22 protein-coding genes and 7 pseudogenes are annotated in these 24,262 nt (G+C 68.6%); 19 read left to right on the forward strand and 10 right to left on the reverse strand.

Features of this window, described 5'->3' with window-relative positions; translation table 11 throughout:
* Window positions 1–32: 32 nt before the first annotated feature.
* The 3 genes from FQ389_RS22360 (at window position 33) to FQ389_RS22370 (ending at window position 1,361) form a co-directional block, all read left to right on the forward strand.
* Window positions 33–236, forward strand: a complete 204-nt coding sequence (locus tag FQ389_RS22360; RefSeq protein WP_407662835.1) for a hypothetical protein — start codon at window positions 33–35, stop codon at window positions 234–236.
* Complete coding sequence (locus FQ389_RS22365; RefSeq protein WP_407662836.1) at window positions 233–454, forward strand: DUF222 domain-containing protein; 222 nt, start codon at window positions 233–235, stop codon at window positions 452–454. The genes FQ389_RS22360 and FQ389_RS22365 overlap by 4 nt, the downstream gene beginning before the upstream one ends.
* 688 nt (window positions 455–1,142) lie before the next feature.
* Window positions 1,143–1,361: a hypothetical protein gene (locus FQ389_RS22370; protein WP_260860648.1), complete on the forward strand. Its 219-nt coding sequence runs from the start codon at window positions 1,143–1,145 to the stop codon at window positions 1,359–1,361.
* Here the strand turns inward: FQ389_RS22370 and helR are convergent.
* Window positions 1,355–3,521: pseudogene (helR, locus tag FQ389_RS09685) on the reverse strand (RNA polymerase recycling motor ATPase HelR); the annotation flags it as partial. The gene FQ389_RS22370 and the pseudogene helR sit on opposite strands and share 7 nt — an antisense overlap.
* Before the next feature lie 78 nt (window positions 3,522–3,599).
* Between helR and FQ389_RS09690 the strand changes: the two are divergent.
* From FQ389_RS09690 to FQ389_RS21230, 6 genes and pseudogenes are all read left to right on the forward strand, one after another.
* Window positions 3,600–4,625: an Rv2578c family radical SAM protein gene (locus FQ389_RS09690; protein WP_144207111.1), complete on the forward strand. Its 1,026-nt coding sequence runs from the start codon at window positions 3,600–3,602 to the stop codon at window positions 4,623–4,625.
* Between the two features lie 84 nt (window positions 4,626–4,709).
* Window positions 4,710–5,261, forward strand: a pseudogene (locus FQ389_RS09695) (aldolase); the annotation flags it as partial.
* Window positions 5,262–5,270: 9 nt separating this feature from the next.
* Window positions 5,271–5,417 (forward strand): hypothetical protein, encoded by a 147-nt coding sequence (locus FQ389_RS17915; RefSeq protein WP_186296341.1) that lies wholly within the window; start codon window positions 5,271–5,273, stop codon window positions 5,415–5,417.
* 8 nt (window positions 5,418–5,425) lie between these two features.
* Window positions 5,426–5,608 (forward strand): annotated as a pseudogene (locus tag FQ389_RS21220) (dihydrodipicolinate synthase family protein); the annotation flags it as partial.
* Between the two features lie 127 nt (window positions 5,609–5,735).
* Entirely contained in the window at window positions 5,736–5,939 is a 204-nt protein-coding gene (locus FQ389_RS21225; RefSeq protein WP_313901968.1) for a dihydrodipicolinate synthase family protein, read from the forward strand.
* On the forward strand, window positions 5,936–6,283 hold the full coding sequence (locus FQ389_RS21230; RefSeq protein WP_313901970.1) for a dihydrodipicolinate synthase family protein: 348 nt from the start codon (window positions 5,936–5,938) through the stop codon (window positions 6,281–6,283). Before FQ389_RS21225 ends, FQ389_RS21230 begins: the two co-directional genes overlap by 4 nt.
* A gap of 35 nt (window positions 6,284–6,318) precedes the next feature.
* On the opposite strand, the gene ypfJ is transcribed toward FQ389_RS21230, so the two are convergent.
* From ypfJ to FQ389_RS09715, 3 genes are read right to left on the reverse strand one after another with little or no spacing between them, the layout of a single operon-like run.
* Window positions 6,319–7,191: a KPN_02809 family neutral zinc metallopeptidase gene (gene ypfJ / locus FQ389_RS09705; protein WP_144207117.1), complete on the reverse strand. Its 873-nt coding sequence runs from the start codon at window positions 7,189–7,191 to the stop codon at window positions 6,319–6,321.
* 9 nt (window positions 7,192–7,200) lie between these two features.
* The gene (locus tag FQ389_RS09710; protein WP_144207120.1) at window positions 7,201–7,551 is read right to left on the reverse strand and encodes an SRPBCC family protein; all 351 of its coding nucleotides are present in this window, start codon (window positions 7,549–7,551) and stop codon (window positions 7,201–7,203) included.
* A gap of 10 nt (window positions 7,552–7,561) precedes the next feature.
* Window positions 7,562–8,449 (reverse strand): oxidoreductase, encoded by an 888-nt coding sequence (locus FQ389_RS09715; RefSeq protein ID WP_186296347.1) that lies wholly within the window; start codon window positions 8,447–8,449, stop codon window positions 7,562–7,564.
* 54 nt (window positions 8,450–8,503) lie between these two features.
* On the opposite strand from FQ389_RS09715, the gene aspS reads away from it, so the two are divergent.
* From aspS to FQ389_RS09730, 3 genes are read left to right on the forward strand one after another with little or no spacing between them, the layout of a single operon-like run.
* Window positions 8,504–10,285 carry an aspartate--tRNA ligase gene (gene aspS / locus FQ389_RS09720; RefSeq protein ID WP_144207122.1) on the forward strand — a complete coding sequence of 594 codons (1,782 nt, stop codon included), beginning with the start codon at window positions 8,504–8,506 and terminating at the stop codon, window positions 10,283–10,285.
* A gap of 43 nt (window positions 10,286–10,328) precedes the next feature.
* Window positions 10,329–10,724 (forward strand): nitroreductase/quinone reductase family protein, encoded by a 396-nt coding sequence (locus tag FQ389_RS09725; RefSeq protein WP_144207125.1) that lies wholly within the window; start codon window positions 10,329–10,331, stop codon window positions 10,722–10,724.
* Between the two features lie 45 nt (window positions 10,725–10,769).
* Entirely contained in the window at window positions 10,770–11,444 is a 675-nt protein-coding gene (locus tag FQ389_RS09730) for a hypothetical protein (RefSeq protein ID WP_144207128.1), read from the forward strand.
* A 24-nt stretch (window positions 11,445–11,468) separates the two neighbouring features.
* On the opposite strand, the gene FQ389_RS09735 is transcribed toward FQ389_RS09730, so the two are convergent.
* On the reverse strand, window positions 11,469–11,858 hold the full coding sequence (locus FQ389_RS09735; protein ID WP_144207131.1) for an MmcQ/YjbR family DNA-binding protein: 390 nt from the start codon (window positions 11,856–11,858) through the stop codon (window positions 11,469–11,471).
* A 90-nt stretch (window positions 11,859–11,948) separates the two neighbouring features.
* Between FQ389_RS09735 and FQ389_RS09740 the strand changes: the two are divergent.
* A pseudogene (locus tag FQ389_RS09740) lies at window positions 11,949–12,595 on the forward strand (transglutaminase family protein); the annotation flags it as partial.
* Window positions 12,596–12,671: 76 nt separating this feature from the next.
* Here FQ389_RS09740 and FQ389_RS09750 read toward each other — a convergent pair.
* From FQ389_RS09750 to FQ389_RS09760, 4 genes and pseudogenes are all read right to left on the reverse strand, one after another.
* Window positions 12,672–14,328, reverse strand: a pseudogene (locus FQ389_RS09750) (transglutaminase family protein); the annotation flags it as partial.
* Between the two features lie 77 nt (window positions 14,329–14,405).
* Complete coding sequence (locus tag FQ389_RS17920; protein ID WP_186296342.1) at window positions 14,406–14,750, reverse strand: hypothetical protein; 345 nt, start codon at window positions 14,748–14,750, stop codon at window positions 14,406–14,408.
* 17 nt (window positions 14,751–14,767) lie between these two features.
* Window positions 14,768–14,914, reverse strand: a complete 147-nt coding sequence (locus FQ389_RS17925) for a hypothetical protein (protein WP_186296343.1) — start codon at window positions 14,912–14,914, stop codon at window positions 14,768–14,770.
* 224 nt (window positions 14,915–15,138) lie between these two features.
* Window positions 15,139–16,080: a DUF2189 domain-containing protein gene (locus tag FQ389_RS09760; RefSeq protein ID WP_144207137.1), complete on the reverse strand. Its 942-nt coding sequence runs from the start codon at window positions 16,078–16,080 to the stop codon at window positions 15,139–15,141.
* A 185-nt stretch (window positions 16,081–16,265) separates the two neighbouring features.
* Between FQ389_RS09760 and FQ389_RS09765 the strand changes: the two genes are divergently transcribed.
* The gene (locus FQ389_RS09765; protein ID WP_144207210.1) at window positions 16,266–17,606 is read left to right on the forward strand and encodes a replication-associated recombination protein A; all 1,341 of its coding nucleotides are present in this window, start codon (window positions 16,266–16,268) and stop codon (window positions 17,604–17,606) included.
* 4 nt (window positions 17,607–17,610) lie between these two features.
* On the opposite strand, the pseudogene FQ389_RS09770 reads toward FQ389_RS09765, so the two are convergent.
* A pseudogene (locus FQ389_RS09770) lies at window positions 17,611–18,215 on the reverse strand (hypothetical protein).
* A gap of 211 nt (window positions 18,216–18,426) precedes the next feature.
* Here FQ389_RS09770 and FQ389_RS09775 point away from each other — a divergent pair.
* The 5 genes and pseudogenes from FQ389_RS09775 (at window position 18,427) to FQ389_RS09795 (ending at window position 24,226) form a co-directional block, all read left to right on the forward strand.
* A pseudogene (locus FQ389_RS09775) lies at window positions 18,427–18,804 on the forward strand (secondary thiamine-phosphate synthase enzyme YjbQ).
* 113 nt (window positions 18,805–18,917) lie between these two features.
* Window positions 18,918–21,632, forward strand: coding sequence for an alanine--tRNA ligase (gene alaS / locus FQ389_RS09780; protein WP_144207140.1), 2,715 nt, complete (start codon window positions 18,918–18,920; stop codon window positions 21,630–21,632).
* Complete coding sequence (gene ruvX, locus FQ389_RS09785; protein ID WP_144207143.1) at window positions 21,633–22,166, forward strand: Holliday junction resolvase RuvX; 534 nt, start codon at window positions 21,633–21,635, stop codon at window positions 22,164–22,166.
* Window positions 22,159–23,430, forward strand: a complete 1,272-nt coding sequence (locus FQ389_RS09790; protein ID WP_144207146.1) for an endolytic transglycosylase MltG — start codon at window positions 22,159–22,161, stop codon at window positions 23,428–23,430. Before ruvX ends, FQ389_RS09790 begins: the two co-directional genes overlap by 8 nt.
* Entirely contained in the window at window positions 23,405–24,226 is an 822-nt protein-coding gene (locus FQ389_RS09795; protein WP_144207149.1) for a shikimate dehydrogenase, read from the forward strand. The genes FQ389_RS09790 and FQ389_RS09795 overlap by 26 nt, the downstream gene beginning before the upstream one ends.
* The last annotated feature ends 36 nt before the right edge of the window (window positions 24,227–24,262 follow it).

Here is a 24,262-nt window from a genome sequence, read left to right on the forward strand (position 1 = left end):
GCTCGGACACCGAGGACTGGGCGGTCGACACCATGGATGCCGTGGCCGCAGAGGTTGCGGCGGCCCTGCGGATCAGCCAAGGGCTGGCGGCGAGTCGCCTTCGCTATGCCCCGCGCCATGCGGGAGCGGCTGCCACGGGCCGCGGAGGTCTTCAAAGCCGGCGATATCGACTATCGGACGTTTCAAAATCGACTATCGGACGTTTCAAACGATCGTCTATCGCACCGATCTGCTGACCGACGACGAGGTGCTGTTCTGCGTCGACGCAGGGTTGGCCGTCACCGTGCCGCGGTGGCCGTCGATGACGCAAGGCCGCCTGGCCGCGCAGGTCGACAGGATCGTCGTGCGCGCCGACAAGGATGCCGTCCGGCGGCGTAAGGACCGCCAGTCCGGCAGCGAGATTGGATCGGCGACATCGGGGACGGCACGTCCGAAATTCACGGCTCCTTGTTGACGCACGACGCGCGTGTTTTGGAACAACGGTTGAATGCGTTGGCTAACACTTGTGTGTGAGCACGACCCTCGTAGCCGGGAGGAGTGCCGCGCAGACGCGCTCGGGGCGTTGGCGGCGGCCGCCGACCGGCTGTTATGCCGGTGTGGCCGGACTGCGCGGCGAGCAAGCGTCGCCCGGCAGCCCCGGTCGTCATTCATGTGATCGCCTAGCAGGCCACCATCGACGGCACCGGCTCGGTGCCCGCCTCCCAGCTGAGTGCGGACAGCCTCATCACGCCGGAACTCGTAGCGGAACTGGCTAAGTCGTCCAAGTTGGTACCGCTTGTACATCCGGCCGACGCCCCGCCCGATCCGGGCTAAGTCCCCTCCGAGGCGCTGCAGGACTTTGTGCGCTGCCGAGACCTGACGTGCCGCTGGCCGGGGCTGCGACCGCCCCGCGGTCGACTGCGACCTCGACCACACGATCCCGTACGCCGTCGGAGGCCCGACGCACGTGTCAAACCTGAAGTGCTACTGTCGTCCCCATCACTTGGTCAAGACATTCTGGAGCTGGCGCGACGAGCAATTGCCCGACGGGACACTGGTCTTGACCTCGCCGGCGGGGCGCACCCATGATACCACCCCACGCGTTGCTGTTTCCGGGCGTGTGCCGGTCTACGGGCGGTTTGCCGGCTCCGGAGGCGGACCCGTTGGGTGACTACTGCGGCAGCCAGACCGCCATGATGCCACGCCGCAAGCGCACCCGCGCTCAGGATCGTGTCGCGCGCATCGCCACCGAACGCCGGCGCAACCGCGACGCGCGCACGGCGAGAAGAGAGACCCTGTCGGGTGCGGAACCCGCCGTCGTCGCCGGTGACCCCGATCCGCCGCCCTCTGAACCTGCTAGACTTGCGCGCTCCTCGGCCTGATCCAGTCCGATCAGAGCCTGCGGCAACGGGTCTCGGTTCAGGACACCGAGGCGCTGCGTGGCGCGGGTGAGGGCGACATACAGCTTGGCTGAGCCGCGGGGCCCGTCTGCGGGTCGACGACCAGGACGGTGTCGAACTCGAGACCCTTGGTCTCCGACGCCGGCACGGTGCCGGGTACGCCGGGCGGGCCGATGACCACGCTCGTTCCTTCGCGGCCGGCTTCGTCGCGAACGAACTCCTCTATGGCACCGGACAATTCGTCGTCGTTGACCTTCCGCGACCACGGCCGCACACCACAGGACCGCACCGACTCAGGAGGCCGCACCCCGGGCGTGAACTCCTCGAGCAGCGCCGCGGCGACGGTCATGGTCTCCTCCGGAGTGCGGTAGTTGACCGTCAGCGACCGGTACTCCCAGCGGTCGGCCACGTAGGGCGTCAGCATGGCTCCCCATGAGGTCGCTCCCGCCGCCGAGCGACGCTGCGCAGATCCCCGACCACCGTGAACGATCGCCCCGGACAGCGCCGCATCAACACCCGCCAGTCCATCTCGGACAGCTCCTGCGCCTCGTCGACGACGATGTGCCGGTACGTCCAATCCCGGTCGGCGGCAGCACGATCGGCGAGTTCACGGGTGTCGCGCTCGACGAACCGGTCGGCCAGCGCCTCGGCGTGGATCACGTCACGGGCGATCAGGTGGTCCTCGTCGTCCATCAGATCCTCGCGGGCGACCATCAGGTCCAGCACGCCGGCGGCGTACTCGGCCTCGTAGTTGCGCTCCCGCTCGGCGTTCGCTTCGGCCGACTCGGCGGCCGCCTGGTCGTAACCCAGCAGATCCACCAGCTCGTCGAGCAACGGCACGTCCGACACGGTCCACGGATCGCTGGGAACGCGCAACAGCGTCTGGGGCGCGCCTACGGCCTGCAGCCGCTCGGGGACAGGTACAGGCGACGTCAGCAGTTCCTGCGGCGTCAGGATCGGCCACAGCCGGTCCAGCGCGGCGGCGAATTGCTCGTTGTCCGCCAGCTCGGCGCGCAGCTGCTCCCACGCGGCGCGGTCGTCGCGGGTCAGCCAGCCGCGACCGATCCGCGCGATCGCGCGCTCGCTCAGCGCCCAGGTTAGGATAGCCCAGGTTAGGATATCGGTGAACACGGCCCGCGCCTTGTTGTGTGGCTTCCCGCTGCCGCGTGCCTCGTCGCGGGCCCACCGGCGATCTCCGGCGTCGATGCGCAAGGTGACGCGGCCAGCTCGATCTCCAACGGCCGCACGGGCACTCGCTGCCGATCGGCGATCGCCGTGGCCAGCACGTCCAGCATCTTCAGCGAGCCCTTGAACGCCGCGCATTCCGGGGTGTCCTCGACGGTGACGTGCATCCCGGGCGCCAGATCGCCCGGCGTCATGAACACCACGCTGGACTCGCCCAGCGACGGCAGCACCCGATCGACGTGGCGTAGAAACGCCGGGTTGGGCCCCACCACCAACACGCCATGACGTTCGATGCGCTCGCGCTGGGTGTACAGCAGATACGCGACACGGTGCAGCGCCACCACAGTCTTACCCGCTCTGGGCCACCCTCGATCACCAGGACGCCCAGGGTGGTCGAGGCGGATGATCTCGTTCTGCTCAGCCTGAATGGTCGCCACGATATGGCGCATGCCCTCGCCGCGCGGCGCGTTGACCGCCGCCAGCAGCGCCCAGTCCTCCAAGCCGCCCGCCTCGGCCGCGCCCGGCCAGCCGAAGAACTCGTCAGTGAAGTCGATAATCCGCCGCTCCCGGGTGTGGAACTGGCGACGCCGGTGCATGCTCTCCGGACTGGCGGCGGTGGCGACGTAACGCGCGCGGCCGGCGTCCGCCAGTCCAGCAGCAGCGGCCGGTACTTGTCGTCGGCGTCGAACAACCCGATTCGGCCGATGTAGCTGCGGTCGCCGGACTCGCCATCCAGCCGCCCGAAACACAGGCCGTAGTCCGCCACGTCCAGCCGCTTGACCTCGCGGGCCAGCGCAACACACCTCGGTGTCGCGGTTCGCGAGGCTGCCGCCGTCGCCGCGCAGCGCCATCCGGTACCGCTCCCGGGCGGGCGCGATCGGCGTCGAGCCGCGCATACAGTCCGGTAACGCAGCGTTGCCCGGACCGCAGTTCGTCTTCGTACTCAAGATTCGACAAGCGTCCCTCCGCCAGTTCTGACCTCGGCCAAGTCTAGGGGCGCTTGACAGCACATCGAACAAATGATCGAATAGACCGATGCGGTGGGCGGCCCAGGCCGTCGCGGTCGGCGGAAAACCGGTCGACGACGAGGCGCTGCCAGGCCTGCAGAGAATCGGCCTGGTCCGTAGCGTGCGCGCGCCGCAGTTCGAGGGGATCACCTTTCATGAGGTACTGTGCAAATCCGCGCTGAACAAGATCCCGGACGCGGCCGCACTACTGTTCCGCTACACTGTCAACGGCTACCGCGGTTGCTCACACGCCTGCCGCTATTGTTTCGCCCGCCCCACCCACGAGTACCTGGACTTCAACTGCGGCAACGACTTTGACACCCAGGTGGTGGTCAAGACCAACGTGGCGCAGGTGCTGGCCCGCGAGCTGCGCCGCCCGTCGTGGCGCCGCGATACCGTCGCGCTGGGCACCAACACCGATCCCTACCAGCGCGCCGAGGGCCGGTATGCGCTGATGCCCGGGATCATCGAGGCGCTGGCTGCGTCCGGCACCCCGCTGTCCATCCTGACCAAGGGCACTCTGCTGCGACGGGATATTCCGCTGATATCCGAAGCAGCGCAACAGGTTCCGCTCTCGGTCGCGGTGTCGCTGGCGGTCGGCGACACGCAACTGCACCGCGACGTCGAACCGAGCACCCCGACGCCGCAGGCGCGGCTGGGCCTGATCGCCGCGATCCGCGACGCCGGGCTGGACTGCCACGTGATGGTCGCCCCGGTGCTGCCGCACCTCACCGATTCCGCCGAGCACCTCGACTCGCTGCTCGGCCAGATAGCCGCCGTCGGAGCCACCGGTGTCACCGTCTTCGGGCTGCATCTGCGCCGTTCCACCCGCGGCTGGTTCATGTCGTGGCTGGAGCGCTCGCATCCCGAACTCGTCGGTCGCTATCGCGAACTGTACCGGCGCGGAGCGTATTTGCCGCCGGACTATCGCGAGATGCTGCGGGCGCGGGCCGCGCTGCTGATCGCCAAACACCGCTTGACCGGTGATCAGCGGGCCTTCGCCCAGTCGGCCCGCACCGTCGAGCCGCAACCGGTTCAGCCGACCTTGTTCTGAGTTAGCCGCCGCGCGGCTTGGTCAGGGTGACCTGCTCCGGCAGGCCCTTCCTCTCACGACCAATGACACAGGGTTTCCTATGATGAATTGACCACCCGGCAGAAGCTGGCGCTGACTTGCCGGGCGCTGTTCGACGCGGGGCACGATTCCGGCCTGGCCGGGCAGATCACCGCACGCGCGGAAACCGGCGGGACCTACTACACGCAGCGGCTGGGCCTGGGGTTTGACGAGATCACCGAGGACAACCTGCTGCTGGTCGACGAGGACCTGAACGTGCTCGACGGTGACGGAATGGCTAACCCCGCCACCCGTTTTCACAGCTGGATCTACCGGGCCCCGGCCCGACGTGCAATGCATCGTGCACACCAAGCCTTCCACGTTGCCGCCCTGTCGATGCTCGAGGTCCCGCTGGTGGTCTCGCACATGGACACCACGCCGCTCTACAATGACTGCGCGTTTCTGGCCGCGCGGCCGGGCGTAGAGCCGGTCGGCAACGAGGAGGGCGAGATCATCAGCGCCTCACTCGGCGCCAAGAAGGCGGTGCTGCTGGCCCATCATGGCCGCGTGATCGCCGGCGCCAGCGTCGAGGAGGCCTGCTCGCTGGGCATCCTGATCGAGCGGGTGGCGAAACTGTAGCTGGCGGCGATGGCCGCGGGCCGGGTTAATCCGCTCCCCGAGCGGCTGGCCCGCGAGGCACACGACTGGACCCTGACACCCAAACGCAGCCCAGCCAACTTTGTCTACTACGCACGCCGGGCGCTGGCCCGCCACCCCGACGCCCTGACGGGTTGAGGAATCCCGTGTCTGAAATCCACGGCATCATCGCCTATCCGGTCACCCCGTTCGACGAGGGCAGCGACGGCGGCATCGACACCGCCGCGCTGGCCGAACTGGTCGAGCGGCTGATCACCGTCGGGGTGCATGCGATCGCGCCGCTGGGCAGCACCGGCGAGCTGGCCTACCTCGACGAGGAAGAATTCGACACCGTGGTCGACACCACGATCGCCGCCGTGGATCACCGGGTTCCGGTCGTGGTGGGCGTGTCGGACGTGACGCTCCCGGACCGTCCGGCGCGCCGAGTACGCACAACGGGCCGGTGCGGACGCGGTGATGGTGCTGCCGGTGTCCTACTGGAAGCTGGCCGAGCGCGAGATCGTGCAGCACTACCGCAGCATCAGCGACGCCGTCTCCATCCCGATCATGGTCTACAACAACACGGCCACCAGCGGTGTGGACATCACCCGAGCTGTTGGCCAGCATGTTCGAGAACATCGAAAACGTGCGCATAGGTCAAGGAATCCACCGGCGACCTGACCCGGACGCGGCGCGCATCCGCGAATCGTCCGGCGGCAGGCTGCCGTTCTACAACGGCAGCAATACCACTGGTGCTGGACGCGTTGAAGGCCGGCGCCTCCGGATGGTGGACGGCCGCGCCGAATCTGCGCACAGCCGTGCCGGGACCTGTACGAAGCGGTGCGGGCGCGGGCAACCTGGACAAGGCGCAGCTGCTCTACGACGACCTCAAGCCGCTGCTGGAGTTCATCGTCGCTGGCGGCCTGCCGACCACCGTGAAGGCGGGCCTAGACCTGCTCGGTTTCCCGATCGGCGATCGCGGGCGCCGTTGCTGCCGCTCGACGAGCCGGGCCGGGTTTATCTGATGACACTGCTGGGCGCTTCCTAGCCCCATGATAACCTAGCCCAGGTACTCTGCGTAGAAGGTGTCGCACTGGTGCATGTCGCCGGTCTGATACCCGATCGTGAACCACTTCTGCCGCTGCGCGGCCGATCCGTGGGTCCACGACTCGGGGTTGACCCTCCCTGTGGACTCCTTCTGGATCCGGTCGTCGCCGACGGACGCGGCCGCCGAGAGCGCATCCTGAATGTCCTTGTCGCTCAACGGTTCCAGGTACGGCACTCCGGTGCTTTCTTGCTTGACCGTGGACGCGTAGTGCGCCCAGATGCCGGCATAGCAGTCGGCCTGCAACTCGGTGCGCACCCCGTTACCGCCGGCGCCCTGCTGCGAGTGGCCCAGCAGCCCCTGCAACTGCTGCACGTGATGGCCGTATTCGTGGGCGACCACGTACTCCTGCGCGAAAGGCCCACCGCTGGAACCGAATCTGTCGACCAGCTCCTTGAAGAAGTCGGTGTCGAAGTACGCGGCTTGGTCCACCGGACAGTAGAACGGGCCCACCGCGGTCGTGGCGGGGCCGCAGCCGGTGTTTACCGAGCCGGTGAACAGGCGCACGCGCGGGCGGGTGTAATTGCGTATCAGCTGATGCCAGACCGCGTCCAACGAGTTGCCGGTGGCCAACACGCGGCACTGCAGGTACTTGTTCGCGTCGTCGCCGGTCTTGCACTGGCTCAGGTCGAAGCCGGGCGCGGAGTAACCGCCGGTGCTCGGGCCCGGGTGGGTCGCCACCCGGGCCGGGTCGATGCCGAAGAACAACGCCGCGACCAGGATCAGCAGCCCGATTCCACCACCGCCGACGGCCATCCCCATGCCGCCCATCCCGCCGGACGATTCCGCGGTGCTGGTGTCGATCTGCATGCCCTCGTTGAAGGTCATCGCACCCTCCTAATGTTGTGGGCTCGTGGAGTAACGGGCATCGTTGTAGCGGCGCAGGTTGCGCAGGAAGCGCCGCAGCGCGACGTTCAACAACGGCGCGACCCAGGCCAAGTATTCCTCGTCGCCGACCAGAGGTTTCAAGCCGCCGCGCATTTCGACGATGCGGGTGGTGCCGACACCGCGCGGCTCGGGACTGGCCCAGGTGATGTTGGTGATCACCGGCGCCCAGCGGGGCCAGGAGTCGGCGTCGGCCAGCACCTCGAACAGCTGCTCCGGCGTGATGGCCAGGTCGACATTGTCGCGGAACACGAAGGGCGCCGTCTCGGTGAAGTCGAGGCCGACCCGCTCGCAAGGGTGCATAGGGGTAAACCTAGCCCGGTCCGTCGCTGGCCGCGGCCAGTAGCGGCACCAGCACATCGCTGATCGGCGTCGCCAGGTTGTGCCGCCGCCCCTTGCGGATGATCACGCCGTTGCGGATGTCCCATTCCATTGGCCGGTGGTGTTCGCGGTCGACCAGGATCGAGGTGCCCAGGTCCTCCGGGGCCCGCTCGAACAGCCCGACCAGCTCGTCGACCACGCTGTCGGGCAGCCGGGCGCCCTCGGCCCGCGCCACCGCGAGGCACTCGGCCACATAGCGGCGGGCCAGGGCGGCGACGTCGCTGCGGCGAAACATCCCGGACCGCCGCCCGGACAGCGCCATGAACCCGGCCAGGGCGTTGGTGAGCAGTTTGCGCCAGGCCGCCGTGCCGAGGTCGGGGTCGCAGTCCACCCGGCAGCCGGCACCGCGCAGCAGCTCGGCGACCGTTTCCGCCGCGGGGCCGCTGGGCAACACCAGCGACGGTTCGGTGCGCAGCCGCACCCAGCCCTCGGGTTGGGTCTCGGTGGAATACCAGACGATGCCGGGGATCACGGCGGAATCCGGGCACAGCGGCTGCACCTGCTCGACCTGTTCGACGCCGTTCTGCAGCACGGTGACGACGGTGTGCTCGGCGCACAGACGAGACAACCAGCCGGCCGCCCGATCGTTCTGGGTGGCCTTGACCGCCAACACCACCAGGTCCACCGGGCCGCGGATCTGTGCAGGGTCGGTGTGTACCGGCCCGGGCACCACGATCGGGGCCTGGCCGTCGGGACGTAGTTCGATCCGGTCTCGCGGAGTGCGGCCGCACACGAGCACGGAATGCCCGGCCCGATACAGCAGGGCGGCGACCGTCGTGCCGACGGCGCCGGGGCCGACGAGTGCGATGTTTGTGGCGATAAAAGTGAAGTTACACCGCCCCTTAGACTGATCAGTCGTCCAAGGCAGAGGGGAGTGTTCGTGCTGCGCAGCCACACCGCTGGTTCGCTTCGGGATGGCGACGCCGGCCAGCAGGTGACGCTGGTGGGTTGGGTGGCGCGCTGCCGCGACCACGGTGGCTTCATCTTCATCGACTTGCGCGACGCGTCCGGGGTCGCCCAGGTGGTCTTCCGCGCCGCGGACGTGCTGGAGCAGGCGCACCGGTTGCGCGCCGAATTCTGCATCGCCGTGCACGGCGTCGTTGAGATCCGCCCGGAGGGCAACGCCAACGCCGAGATACCGACCGGCGACGTCGAGGTCAACGCCACATCCCTGACGGTGCTCGGCGAATGTGCGCCGCTGCCCTTCCAGCTGGACGAGCCGGCCGGGGAGGAACTACGGCTGAAGTACCGCTACCTGGACCTACGCCGCGAAGGCCCGGCCGCGGCAATCCGGTTGCGCTCCAAAGTCAATGCCGCCGCCCGGTCGGTGCTGGCCCGGCACGACTTCGTCGAGATCGAGACGCCTACTATCACCCGCTCCACCCCGGAGGGGGCCCGCGACTTCCTGGTGCCGGCGCGGCTACACCCCGGCTCGTTCTACGCCCTGCCGCAGAGCCCGCAGCTGTTCAAGCAGCTGCTGATGGTGGGCGGCATGGAGCGCTACTACCAGATCGCACGCTGCTATCGGGATGAGGATTTCCGCGCCGACCGGCAACCGGAGTTCACCCAGCTCGACATGGAGATGAGCTTCGTCGACGCCGAGGACATCATCGCGATCTCCGAGGAGGTCCTGACCGCGCTGTGGGCGCTGATCGGCTACCAGATCCCCACGCCGATCCCGCGGATCAGCTACGCCGACGCCATGCGACGGTTCGGCTCCGACAAGCCCGACCTGCGCTTCGGGCTGGAGCTTGTCGAGTGCACAGAGTTCTTCAAAGACACCACTTTCCGCGTCTTCCAGGCACCCTACGTCGGCGCGGTGGTGATGCCCGGCGGGGCGTCGCAGCTCCGGCGCACGTTGGACGGGTGGCAGGAGTGGGCTAAGCAGCACGGCCATCGCGGGCTGGCCTACGTCCTGGTGGGCGAGGACGGCGAGCTGAGCGGTCCGGTCGCCAAGCACCTGACCGACGCCGAACGCAGCGGCCTGGCCGCCCACGTCGGCGCCAATCCGGGGGACTGCATCTTCTTCTCCGCCGGCCCGGCGAAGTCGTCGCGCGCCCTGCTGGGCGCGGCCCGCGGCGAGATCGCCAACCGGCTGAGCCTCATCGACCCCGACGCGTGGGCGTTCGTGTGGGTAGTCGACCCGCCGCTGTTCGAGCCCGCCGAAGAAGCGACCGCCGCCGGTGACGTGGCGGTCGGCTCTGGGGCGTGGACCGCGGTGCACCACGGGTTCACTTCGCCTAAACCCGAATACGAGGACATCGTCGACACCGATCCCGGCCGGGTGCTGGCCGATGCCTACGACATCGTCTGCAACGGCAACGAGATCGGCGGCGGCTCGATCCGTATCCATCGCCGTGACATCCAGGAGCGGGTGTTTGCGGTGATGGGCCTGGACAAGGCCGAAGCCGAGGACAAGTTCGGATTCCTGTTGGAGGCGTTCACCCTTGGCGCACCGCCGCACGGCGGCATCGCGTTCGGCTGGGACCGGATCAACGCCCTGCTGTCCGGGGTGGACTCCATTCGCGAGGTGATTGCCTTCCCGAAGACCGGCGGCGGCGCGGACCCGTTGACCGACGCGCCCGCGCCGATCACCGCGCAACAGCGTAAGGAATCCGGAATAGACGTCAAACCTAAGATGGTTCAACAGACGTGACCGAAACCACACCAATCGACGACCTCACGCGTTCAACCAGGCCATCGTCGACGAATTTCGGGCCAACGCTGACCAGGTCGTCGGCCAATTCGCCGGCCGCGACCTGCTGCTACTCACCACGACGGGCACCAAGTCCGGCCGCCAGCGGCTTTCCCCGCTGGCGTATTTCGACATCGACGGCAAGCTGATCATCATCGGCTCCTTCGCCGGCGCGCCCAAGGATCTGGCGTGGGTGCACAACCTGCGCGCCAACCCGCGGGCCCGCGTCGAGATCGGCTCGCAATCCGGGATCGAGACGGTCGACGTGATCGCACACGAACTGCCGCGCGCCGAGCGCGACCGCCTCTTCGACCGCGTGGTCGCAGCCGCGCCGGGCTTCGGCGAATACGAGTCGAAGACCAGCAGGATCATTCCGCTGTTCGAGTTGAAGCGCGTCTAGCGAGTCACATTGCCGCACGCGCCGGCGCTGCGGTAAGCAAGCGGAATGAGCACATCGCTGCTGACGCACCCGTTCGCGCGAGCCGCCTTCGTCGGCGGTGTGCAGCAGTGCATCTTCGACGCGCTGATCGGCGCCAGCCTGGCCATCGTCAACGCAGTCCTGCTCTTCCCGGCCGACCCGCTGCTGGTGCTGCGCTCGGTGCGCCTGGCGGTGCTGGAGACGCTGGAGTCGGTGCTGCGGCGCACCGGCGATCTAGCGCTGCCGCGAAGCGCCCGCCGCGGACTGGCCGTTGCCGGCGGTGGACCGGGTGCACGAACGGCTGGGCGGCTTGGCTTGATCCAGGCCCGGCACCACCTCGCGGCAGATCGTGCGGGTGGCGCCGCGGCGGTGGGGACTTCGCGACGCGGTACGGGCCGGGATCAGCAGGCCGTGCGGCTGGCCCTGCTGGCGGGTTCGGTGCTGCAGCTGGCTCGCGTCGTGGTGCCCGCCTCGCTCACCACCCACGGCTGTCGGCGATCGGGCGCCGCACCCCGTGCAGGAGGTGTTGGAGGAGCTGCCCCGGGCGACCGCGCTGGCCGACACCGATCCCGCCGCCGCGACAGCCCACGTCGAAGCCGCACGAGGGCACGCGGCGCACCTGCTGACCAGCGCGCCCGGGAGCTACCGAGGTGGTGCTGGCCGACGTCGTCCAGGCCTGCGTCGACGATCTGCAGCGGATGATCGACCTCGGAACGACGTGAGGGCTCAGAACGAACCGGTCAGGAACTCCTGCACCAGCTTCTTGGGCGCCTGCGACAGCCAGGCCTCGGTGATCAGCTCCTCGAGACCGCGCACGTCGATCGCGTCCAGCTTGACCAGCACCGCGGGGTAGCCGTCGAAATACGGGGTAGTGAAGTAAATTCGCGGCTCGTCGGCCACCAGCGCGTACTTGACGCCCTCGTCGGACACCCGGACTCCGAGGATGTCGCCGTCGGGCGGCGGAACCCCGCGGGCCGACAGCGCCTCCCGGTCCGTCGGGCGCAGCGGCCGCTCCCAGGCCAGCAACTTCTTGCCGACCCGCCAGTCGTGTGGTGACTGCTCGGAGGTGAGTGGCAGCCCACCCACGATCCGGGCAACATCGTCCCAGTTGGCCACCCCTCCAATTGTGCTCCAGCTATGGTGCGGTTGGTGCCGTATCGGCTATCGGTTGCCCACCTCGCACGGGCCACTCCCGGGAGGTATTCGTTGTCTGCTGCAGACCAAGGCCTTCAGGCCCGACGGCATCGCGTCACCCACCGCACCGAATACCGCTATTCCGACGTCGTGACCAGCTCGTACGGCCGCGGCTTCCTCACTCCGCGCGACTCGCAGCGGCAGCGCTGCATCGCGCACCGGCTGACCATCGACCCGGTCCCGTCCGACAGCTCCACCAGCGTCGACGGCTACGGCAATATCAGCTCCTAACTTTCACGTCACCGAACCGCATCGCGCTCTGACGGTGACCAGCGACTCGATCGTTAACGTGTACCCGGCGCCACCGGAGCGCTACAGCAGTGGGCCGGCGGTCGAACCGTGGGAGGCGGGCGCGGCCGTCCGGGCGCCGCGGTGCGCTGGCCAGCGAGTTCACCCTGGACCTGGATCCGCCCGAGGTCACCGACGAGGTCCGCGACTATGCGGCGCCCAGCTTTGTCCCCAGCCGCCCGCTGATTTAGGTGCTGCGCGACCTCGCGCCGCGCGATCTTCAGCGACTTCATCTACCGCCTCGGGGTCGACGACGATTTCCACCGGGGTCAAAGAGGTTCTGGTGGCGCGGGAAAGGTGTTCTGGTGGCGCGGGAAAGGTTATGTCAAGACTTTACACGGCTGGCGATCGCCTGCCTGTGCGCCACGGGTTGGCGGCCAGTTCCGGCAGGAAACGCGCACCCCAGGGCTTTCCAGGATCCCGCGGGTCCGCCTCGAACGACGGTCACGGCGGCTTCCAGCTGATCGAGTTCAGGGGCAGCCGCAGCCCCGCCGGCGAATCCCCTTCCAGCAGCATGATCCGGCCCCGGCGCAACCGCTAGTCGGCGCTCGCCCAGCTGTTGCCGTCTTCCCGGCAGTGCAACGGCAGCACAAAAACCGCTGGGGCCGTCGTCGTTTCATCGAGCCGGACCAGCAGTGCGGCGCGGGCGGCCGTGTCGTCGGCGGCGAGGTCATCGTCGGGTTGCACCGGGTCGCCCTCGGGCAGCTAGACTTTGGCCTCCAGCCGGGCCAGCGGGTCCTCGTAGGCCGGCCGCACCTGGGATGGTGGCAGTCCCAAGCTCTCGGCCACACCGTCGAGCACCTTGTAGGCGGTCTTGTCATCGGAGCCGGAGCCGGCCGGCTCGGCGGCCCACGGGTCGGCCGGCAGCGTCGCGTCGGTCCACAGTGGCTGCCCGTCGGTGCGCCAGTACAGCGCTATCTGCCAGCGCGGCAACGGTTCTCCCGGATACCCCGGCCCTGTCCGCGATGAATCAGCCCCTGCGGGGCCCACACCGATTTCAGCCGGGCAGCCAGGTCGGAGGCGCGCTGCCACTTGTGCGGGCCGTCGGCCCCGGTGGTCCACTCCTTGTCGACCTAGTTGTCGATCGACACGAAGGTGGGTTCACCGCCCATCGTCAGCCGGACGTCGCCGGCGGCCAGGCGTTCGTCGACACTGCGACCGACCACGCAGATGGTGTCCCATGCCGCGTCGGTGTAGGGCAGTGTAACGCGCGGGTCCTCGTGGATGCGGGTGACGGTTTTGGAGAACTCGAGCGTGGTGGTGCAGACGTCGGTGCTGCCGGTGATCGGCGCCCCGCTGGCGGGATGCGGTGTGGCGGCCAGCGGGATGTGGCCCTCGCCGGCGAACAGCCCGGCGGTGGGGTCGAGCCCGATCCAGCCCGCATCGGGATGTACACCTCGGTCCACGCGTGCAGGTCGGTGAAGTCGGCGGCCGGCCCGTCCAGCGCTTCGACGTCGGAGGCCAGCTGCACCAGATAGCCGGACACGAACCGGGCTGCCAGCCCGAGTTGGCGCAGGATCGACACCAGCAGCCACACCGAATCCCGGCACGAGCCCACCCCGGTGCGCAGCGTGAAATCCGGCGTTTGCACGCCGGGTTCCATGCGCAGGCTGTAGGCGACGTCGGCGTTGAGCGCGACCAAGAAGTCGATGGTGCGGGTGCCGTCGGGAACTGAGGAGTTACGCGTCCACTCTCGGGCGAGCTCGCCGAGCCCTCCTCGGCCTCCTCGACGGGCCGCAGATACGGCTTGAGATCCTCGGCGAGGGCCTTGGGGTAGATCGACCCGGAAGCGGGCGGCCACGTTTCGACCCAGTCCTCGATGAAGAAGTCGAACGGGTTGATCACCTTGAGGTCGGCGATTAGCCCGACCGTGATGGTCAACTGACGCATGGGGTTCGGAAAGACAAGCCGGACAAGGGAAATTGCCCACCGCGTCTTGTTGCCAGTTGATTGAAGTGTTCGGCGGGCTCGACGCGCAGCAAGTAAGCCTCGATGGGCGTGCGCGAGTGCGGGGCCGGACGCAGCCGCACGACGTGCGGAAACACCGATACCAGCCGGTCAAGGTGTAGCTAGTGCGATGCTCCAGCGCAACTTTGATGGTCACAACCGCTGATCTCATCACACGCGTCGCCAGGCCGCAGCGCGCCATCCGACTGCCGGCACCGGGCCGGGGCGGCTTCGCTAGGCGGGCCGGGGCTCCGTCGCGACCTGACCACCGGAAAGGGTGCGGTAGACGTAAGTCAGGATCAGCGCGGCGACGGGGACGGTCACCAGCAGGCCGATGCCGCAGACCATTGAGCCGACGACAATCGCCGCCACGGACACCAGCCACACCAGCAATGCGCTGACGAAATTCGATCCGACCAGGGCGACGCTCGAGGTGAAGTTGGTCGCCGACTGCGATCGGTCGATCAGGAACAAGATGGTGAACTGAGTGAAGATCACCACGAGCAGGCCGGGCACGAAGCAGGCGGCACAGCCGATCCCGGTGATCACGCTGACCAGGAACGCCGCCAGAAAAGCCATGCCGAGGTTGGCGCGGCTTAAAGAAGGGACCCGATGCTGACCGGTCTGCCGTCGGCGAGGTCCAGGCAGCCGGACAGGAACGCGGCCTGCGTGTGCGTGGTCGCCACCAGCGAGACGACGTAGCCGAGCAGGATGGCGGCCACCCCGGTGGGGTTGAAGTGCATCGAGAAGTCGTAGTCGGTGAAGTCGAACTTGTTAAGTTCGTGCTCATGTTCTGGCCCAGGAAGTTCAGGGTGGAGGCCGCGGCGAACAGCACGCCCCTAGACGGCGGTGGGCACGATCAGCGTTACGGCGTTGCGGGTGAATGCGATCCACGCCCAGCCGAAGGCGCTGCCGATGCTCAATCGTGGTGCTGGCTGCTGTGGGAGTTCGCTCATCGGGGCGCCGACTAGGCGAACTGCTGTCCGGGCGGTGGCCCGGGTGGCAGCCCCGGCTGGTAGCCGGGCTGCAGCGGGACGACCTGACCGCCGGAGAGCTTGCGGTAGGCGTAGACCTGGATCAGTGCGGCGATCGGTAGGGCGACGATAATGCCCACCCCGCAAGCCAATTCGCCGACTAGCACTACCGCGTACTGCACCAGCCAGGACAGCAGCGACGGGCCGACGTTGGCGCGGACGGTGGCGATGCTGGCCTTGATGGATTCCACCGGCGACAGCGACCGGTCAATCACGAACGTCAACGCGAACAAGGTGCCGAACGCGAACAGCAGGCCGGGGATGAAGCACAGGATCAAACCGACGGCGACGCCAGCCGCGATCAGCAGGCTCGCAACGAACACCGCGCCGAGGTTGCGCGGCTTGAAGAACGATCCGATGCCCACCGGCCTGCCGTCGGCTATGTCCAGACCGCCGGTCAGCAGCGCGGCGTGCATGTACACCGCCGCGACGAACACCAGGAGGTAGCCGACGATCATCACCGCGATCGACGCCGAGCCGTACTCGATCTCGACGCCGCTGGTGGTCTGGCCGAAGCTGTCGGTGTACGTCGTGCTGGTGCTCTCGCCGAACGCCATCGGCAACAGCGCGGCCACCAGAACGGCGGCCGTGATCAGCACGGCGTAGACCAACACCGGCACGATCAGTGCCGCGGCGTTCTGGGTGAACTTGCCCCACGACCACTTCACCGCGTCACCGACGTCGAATTGCGGCGAGGGTGGGGCCCCGTAGGCGCCGCCGAATCCCGGCTGCGGCGGATAGCCGGTCGGGGGTGCGCCGTAGCCCGGCGAAGGCGGATAGTCCGGCGCGGGGGGCGGGGGCGGGGAGCCCGCAGGGCTTTGGTCGCCGCCGTCGGGGCCGGCCGGATCGCCTTGGTGTTCTGGTGGCTGGCTCAATATTTGCCGTCCTGATTCGCTGTGGGAGGAGCTTACGGGCACACACGCAGAGAACTTGGCACTGCGGAATTTAGCAAATAAGCGGCCGAGGAGCGAGGATTGAAGTTTGCCTGTCGTGCTTGTTTTTCCGGCGTCCAGCCGTGACCCGCGCCGCCACCGTGGCGTGCGTGTCCGGTCAGCGTGGTATGCCTTACACCGTGCCCGACGGTCTGTTTGACCTACCCGGCGAATCGCCACCCGCCGGGCCGGCCGGTGCCCCGCTGGCGGTGCGGATGCGGCCGGCGTCACTGGATGAAGTCGTCGGTCAGGACCACCTGCTGGCGCCCGGTTCGCCGCTGCGGAGCCTGGTCGAGGGATCGGGGATGGCTTCGGCGATCCTGTACGGCCCACCAGGCAGCGGTAAGACCACGCTGGCGGCACTGGTCTCCCGGGCGACCGGCCGCCGCTTCGAGGCCCTGTCGGCGTTGTCGGCGGGCGTCAAAGACGTCCGGGCCGTCATCGACACTGCCCGCCGGGGCCTGCTGCACGGCGAACAGACCGTGCTGTTCATCGATGAAGTGCACCGATTTTCCAAGACCCAGCAGGACGCGTTGCTGTCCGCGGTGGAGAACCGGGTGGTCTTACTGGTGGCGGCCACGACCGAGAACCCGTCGTTCTCGGTCGTGGCGCCGCTGCTGTCGCGATCGCTGATCCTGCAGCTGCGCCCGTTGACCGCCGAGGACATCCGCACCGTGGTGCAGCGCGCGATCGACGATCCCCGCGGCCTGGGCGGCCAGATTGCGGTGCAGTCCGAGGCAGTCGACCTGCTGGTGCAGTTGGCCGCCGGCGATGCTCGCCGCGCCCTGACCGCGCTCGAGGTGGCGGCCGAGGCGGTGCGGCCCGGTGGCGAGCTGACCGTCGCGGCCGTCGAACAGTCGCTGGACAAGGCCGCGGTGCGCTACGACCGCGACGGCTACCAGCACTACGACGTGATCAGCGCGTTCATCAAGTCGGTGCGCGGCTCTGACGTCGACGCCGCGCTGCACTACCTGGCCCGCATGCTGGTGGCTGGCGAGGACCCCCGGTTCGTCGCGCGCCGGCTGATGATCCTGGCCAGCGAGGACATCGGCATGGCCGACGCGACCGCGCTGCAGACCGCCGTAGCCGCCGCGCAGACCGTGCAGCTGATCGGCATGCCCGAGGCGCAGCTGACGTTGGCGCACGCCACCATCCACCTGGCCACCGCGCCGAAATCGAACGCGGTCACCACCGCGCTGGCCGCCGCGATGAACGACATCAAGGCCGGCAAGGCGGGTCTGGTGCCGGCGCATCTGCGCGACGGCCACTACTCGGGTGCGGCCGCGCTCGGCAACGCACAGGGCTATAAATACTCCCACGACAGCCCGGATGGCGTTGTCGCGCAACAATATCCACCCGACGAGCTGGTGGGCGTCAACTACTATCAGCCCACCGGACGCGGTGTCGAACGCGAGCTCGGCGGGCGACTGGACCGGCTGCGCGCCATCATCCGGCGCCTGCGCGGCTGACGGCTCAGACTCGCTCGGGCACGTTCGGGCGGGCGATCGCCAGCTCGAACTCGGCCACGTCGACGATCTCGGCGCCCCAGGTCGCGGGCCCGCTGGCTGCGCAGCCCGCCGGCCGCCTCGCTGTTGCGTGCCATCGCCAGCTGGCTGTCGAACGTCGAGCACCACACCGCGCGGCGCCCGGCCGGGTGATCGACCATCAGGCTGGCGTTGCAGAACCCTTCGAGCGACTCCATCTTCGGAAGCACCGCCATCCGGTAGAAGTCCATCGAGCGGTCGAGCTGGTCGGGCACCACCTTGAGCCAGGTGGCGCGCACGAACACACCCTCGGGTGAGCGGTGCCGGCGGTGCAGCGACGCGATGCGCCATTCTTCGACGCTGGCACTGCCGTCGAACATCAACGCGACGTGGTCGCGGATCAGCCCCAGCCGCTCGGCGCTGGCGCGCATCGCCGCGAGAGACTCCCAGGCGCTGGTCCCCATGCAGCCGCCCGGACGGGCGTTCGACCAACAGCGACATCCCGACGTATCTGTCGATTTCCTGCAATTCCGTCATGACGACGTCGCGACCGTGGGCGACCCCGATGTTTACCGATAAGGGTTGCCCGTCGATGGTGAAAGAGCGTGCCTACACGATGGCTCCCTGAGGTTCGGGGCAGCGCCCCCGGTGGCCGCCACCGGTCCCACCGACTACACTTCCTCCTCCCGATTACGCGTGGCAATGGTCCGATTGCGGCCCGATTGGGGGATTGCGGCCCGGCGGCGGCTCGTCCGGCGCGCGGGCGCGGGCGCCGCGCCGTAGGCTTGAGCAGATGCATACGGACGTGCTCGAGGTGGACACCAGTTGTCGCCGCGTCGTCGATCTGGCCGACGCGGTGCGCCGGTTTTGCTTCTCCATGCGGGGACGGCCTGTGCAACGTGTTCGTCCCGCACGCGACGGCCGGGGTCGCGATCATCGAGACCGGCGCCGGTTCCGCCGACGATCTGGTCGACACGCTGGAGCGGCTGCTGCCGCGCGATGACCGGTACCGGCATTCGCACGGCTCCGCCGGCCACGTGTTGCCGGCGATCGTCGCGCCGTCGGTGACCGTCCCGGTCGAGGCCGGTGAGCCGCAGCTGGGCACCTGGCAGAGCGTCAGCTGGTCGACCTCAACCGGGACAACCCGCGCCTGTCGGTCCGGCTGAGCTTTCTGGGGGACTAGCTCCCGGCCGGGCGGACCCAGCCGGGACCGGTACTGTGTGCGGTCGAAACAGTCGTGGACAATGTCTATAAAAAGTCTTTGAACAGCCGATATCAGGAAGAAGCGGAAAAAGAGTGCAGACACACGAGATCAGGAAGCGATTTCTTGATCATTTCGTGAAGGCGGGCCACGCCGAGGTGCCGAGCGCGTCGGTGATTCTCGACGACCCCAACCTGTTGTTCGTCAATGCCGGCATGGTCCAGTTCGTGCCGTTCTTCCTGGGGCAGCGCACGCCGCCGTACTCGACGGCCACCAGCATCCAGAAGTGCATCCGCACCCCGGACATAGACGAGGTGGGCATCACCACCCGGCACAACACCTTCTTCCAGATGGCCGGCAACTTCTCGTTCGGCGACTACTTCAAGCGGGAGGCCATCGAGTTGGCCTGGTCCCTGCTGACCAAACCGATCGCCGCAGGCGGCTACGGGCTGGATCCCGAAAAGATCTGGACCACAGTCTATTTCGACGATGACGAGGCCGTCCAGCTGTGGCAGGAGATTGCTGGGCTGCCGGCCGAGCGGATCCAGCGCCGCGGCATGGCCGACAACTACTGGTCGATGGGCATCCCCGGGCCGTGCGGCCCGTCATCGGAGATCTACTACGACCGAGGGCCGGAGTTCGGCGTCGACGGTGGCCCGATCGCCAACGAGGACCGCTACATCGAGATCTGGAACCTCGTGTTCATGCAGAACGAGCGGGGCGAGGGCACCAGCAAGGAGGACTTCGAGATCCATGGGCCGTTGCCCCGCAAGAACATCGACACCGGCATGGGCGTGGAACGGGTCGCGTTCATCCTACAGGGCGTGCACAACGTCTACGAGACCGACCTGTTGCGGCCGGTGATCGACATGGTGGCCGCGCGCGCACCCCGCGGCTACGACGCGGGTAACCACGCCGACGACGTGCGTTACCGGATCATCGCCGACCACAGCCGCACCGCCGCGATCCTGATCGGCGACGGGGTCAGCCCGGGCAACGACGGCCGTGGCTATGTGCTGCGCCGGCTGCTGCGTCGGATGATCCGCTCGGCCAAGCTGCTGGGCATCGAGGGCCCGATCGTCGGCGACCTGATGGCTACCGTCCGCGACGCGATGGGCCCGTCGTATCCCGAACTGGTCGACGACTTCGGCCGAATCCGCCGCATCGCCGTCGCCGAGGAGACCGCGTTCAACCGCACCCTGACGTCGGGCGCGAAGCTCTTCGACGAGGTGACCGGCAGCACCAAAGCGGCCGAGAAGACCACGGTTTCGGGTTCGGACGCCTTCACCCTGCACGACACCTACGGCTTCCCGATCGAGCTCACGCTGGAGATGGCCGCCGAGGCCGGCCTGCAGGTCGACGAGCTCGGTTTCCGCGAGCTGATGGCCGAACAACGCCGGCGGGCCAAGGCCGACGCGGCCGCGCGCAAGCACGCGCACGCCGACCTCAGCGCGTACCGAGAACTGGTCGACGCGGGTCCCACCGAGTTCACCGGATTCGACGAATTGACCTCCGAGGCAAAGATTCTGGGCATCTTCGTCGACGGCAAGCGCGTTCCGGTGGTCGCGCACGGCACCGCCGGGGGCGCCGGTGACGGGAAGCGGGTCGAGCTGGTCTTGGACCGCACCCCGCTCTACGCCGAGTCGGGTGGCCAGATCGCCGACGAGGGCACCATCAGCGGAACCGGCTCCGGTGCCAGCGCCCGGGCCGCAGTCACCGACGTGCAGATGATCGCCAAAACGCTGTGGGTGCACCGCGTCAACGTCGGGTCCGGCGAATTCGTCGAGGGGGACACCGTCGTCGCCGCGGTGGACCCGGGCTGGCGCAAGGGGGCCACGCAAGGCCACTCGGGCACCCACATGGTGCACGCCGCTCTGCGACAAGTGCTGGGGCCCAACGCCGTTCAGGCCGGTTCGTTGAACCGCCCGGGCTACCTGCGGTTCGACTTCAACTGGCAGGGCCCGCTCACCGATGGTCAGCGCAGCCAGATCGAAGAGGTCACCAACGAGGCCGTGCAGGCCGACTTCGAGGTGCACACCTTCACCGAGAAGCTGGAGCGGGCCAAGGCGATGGGCGCGATGGCGCTGTTCGGCGAAGCCTATCCCGACGAGGTGCGGGTGGTCGAGATCGGCGGGCCGTTCTCGCTGGAGCTGTGCGGCGGCACCCACGTGCACAACTCCGCGCAGATCGGCCCGGTGGCCATCCTCGGCGAGTCGTCGATCGGTTCCGGGGTTCGCAGGGTGGAGGCCTACGTCGGTCTGGAATCGTTCCGGCACCTGGCCAAGGAGCGCGCCCTGATGGCGGGGCTGGCCTCGTCGCTCAAGGTGCCCTCCGACGAGGTGCCGGCCCGGGTGGCCAACCTGGTGGAGCGGCTCAAGGCCGCCGAGAAGGAACTGGAGCAAGCTCGGATGGCCGGTGCCCGCGCCGCCGCGACCAATGCCGCCGCGGGCGCGGAGCGGATCGGTAACGTCCGTGTGGTGGCGCAGCGAATGTCCGGCGGGATGACAGCGGGCGATCTGCGCTCGCTGGCGGGCGATATCCGCGGAAAGTTCGGCGGCGATCCCGCGGTGGTGGCGCTGATCGCCGAGGGGGAAGCCGACAGCGTGCCGTACGCCGTCGCCGCCAATCCGGCCGCCCAGGAGCTCGGTTTGCGCGCCAACGACCTGGTCAAAGAGCTCGCCGCGGCCGTCGACGGTCGCGGGGGCGGCAAGACCGACCTGGCGCAGGGTTCGGGCAAGAACCCGACCGGCATCGATGCGGCGCTGGACGCACTGCGTTCGAAGATCGCCGCGATAGCGCGGGTCGGTTGAGTGGGGTTGGCACAGCATCGCTTGCCCGACCGGCCCGGTGACCCTGAACACGACGCTGGGCGGGGGCGGCGGCTGGGGGTCGATGTGGGCACGGTCCGCATTGGCGTGGCCGCGAGCGATCCGGACGGCATCCTGGCCACCTCGGTGGAGACGGTGCGCCGGGACCGGTCCGGCAAGCACCTGCGACGGCTGGCCAAACTCGTCGCCGAACTTCAGGCCGTCGAAGTGATCGTCGGCCTGCCCCGGACGCTGGCCGACCGCACCGGCCCGTCGGCCCTCGACGCGATCGAGGTGGCCGAGGCGCTGGCCCGGCGGGTGGCGCCGACACCGGTGCGGCTGGCCGACGAACGGCTGACCACCGTCGCCGCACAACGGTCGCTGCGCGCGGCGGGTGTGCGGGCCAAGGCCCAGCGGGCGGTGATCGACCAAGCCGCGGCGGTGGCGATTTTGCAGAGCTGGCTCGATCAGCGCCGCGCCGGCATCGAATCGGAAAGCGACCGCAGGCCCGCGCGAGGGGATGGCGTCGATGGTTGACAGCGCGCGCGACGAACGGGCCGAGCCGCCGGCGGTCGGCCCACCCCGGGCCCGGTCCAGACGGATAGCCCGCATCCGGGCCGAGCGCGGCCGCCGGCGGCGCCGGTTCACCGGCCGCATCGTGCTGGGCCTGCTGGTCGTGATCGTGGTGGGCCTGCTGGTCGTGATCGTGGTGGCGGCGGTGTTCGTCGGCTCTAAGATGTGGCACTCGATGTTCGGCACCGGCGACGATTACAGCGGAGACGGCAAGCGCGACATCGTCATTCAGATCCAGGCCGGCGACTCGACAACGAACGTCGGCGAGACGCTGTACAACCAGGGCGTGGTCGCCACCGTCCGGGCTTTCGTCAACGCCGCCCACGGCAACGCCGCGATCAACTCGATTCAGCCGGGCTACTACCGGATGCGCACCGAGATCCCGGCCGCGTCGGCCGTCGCTCGGCTGACCGACCCCGGCAACCGGGTGGGCAAGCTGGTCATCCCCGAGGGACGCCAGCTCGACGACACCACCGATATGAAGACCAACGTCGTGACCCCGGGGATCCTCACCTTGATCTCCCGCGCCAGCTGTGTGGATCTCGACGGCAACACGCACTGTGTCTCGGTGGCCGACCTGCGTGCGGCGGCGGGCAACACACCGCCCAGCGAGCTTTCGGTGCCCACCTGGGCGATCCAGCCGGTCACCGAACTCGGCAGCGACCACCGCCGGCTTGAGGGACTGATCGTGCCCGGCACCTTCAACGTCGACCCGTCGGCGCCGGCGCAGGAGATCCTGACGAACTTGATCAGCGCCGGTGCCACGGTGTACGCGCAGTCCGGGCTGCTGAACACCGCGCAAGCCCTGAAGCTCTCGCCTTACGACATCCTGGTGGTGGCCTCGCTGGTGCAGCAGGAATCGAACTCCCCGGACTTCGCGAAGGTGGCGCAGGTCATCTACAACCGTCTCAACGCCCACCACACGCTGGAGTTCGATTCGACGGTGAACTATCCGCTGGACCGCCGCGAGGTGGCGACCAGTGACGCCGACCGCGGGCAGGAGACGCCGTGGAACACCTACGTCTCCCAAGGGCTGCCCGCCACCGCGATCTGTTCGCCGGGCATCGACGCGCTGCGAGCGGCCGAGCGTCCCGAACCGGGGGACTGGCTGTACTTCGTCACGATCGACGGCCAGGGCACCACGCTGTTCACCCGCGACTACAAGCAGCATTTGGCCAACATCGAGCTGGCCAAGCACAACGGTGTCCTCGACAGCACGCCCCGCTGACGCGGGCCCGCGAAAGGCGGCGGTGCTCGGGTCGCCGATCGCACATTCGAAGTCCCCGCAGCTGCACCTGGCCGCGTATCGGGCGCTGGGCCTGCACGGTTGGACCTACGAGCGCATCGAGTGCGACGCCGAACAGTTGCCGCGGGTGGTCGGCGAGTTCGGCCCGGAATGGGTCGGCGTATCGGTGACGGCGCCCGGCAAGTTCGCCGCCTTGACCTTCGCCGACGAGCACACCGAACGCGCCGCGCAGGTGGGGTCGGCCAACACGCTGGTCCGCACGCCGCGCGGCTGGCGCGCCGACAACACCGACATCGACGGCGTCAGCGGGGCAATCGGGTCGGCCTCGGGAGGGGCGCTGGTCTGTGGATCGGGCGGGACGGCGCCGGCGGCGGTGGTGGGCCTGGCGCAGCTCGGGGTGCGCGGAATCACCGTCGTGGCCCGCAACCCGGACAAGGCGGCCCGATTGGTCGAGCTGGGCGCCCGGGTCGGCCTGCCGTCCCGGGCCTGCGGGTTGGACAGCGACACCCTGGCCGACGAGGTCGCGGCCGCGGAGGTGCTGGTCAGCACCATTCCGGTCGACGTCGCGGCGCGGTACACCGGCACCTTCGCGGCGATCCCGGTGCTGCTCGACGCCGTCTACGACCCGTGGCCCACCCCGCTGGCCGCCGCCGTGGCCACCGCCGGCGGACGGGTTATCAACGGTGTGCAGATGCTGCTGCATCAGGCCTTCGCGCAGGTCGAACAGTTCACCGGGTTGCCCGCGCCGCGAGCGGCGATGAGCGCCGCGCTTCGCTAGCGTCGGTCCCGTGCTGGCGGGGGCGGTGGTGCTGTG

The sequence above is a fragment of the Mycobacterium tilburgii genome, from assembly GCF_902168065.1.
In the GTDB taxonomy this organism is placed as follows: Bacteria; Actinomycetota; Actinomycetes; order Mycobacteriales; family Mycobacteriaceae; genus Mycobacterium; species Mycobacterium tilburgii.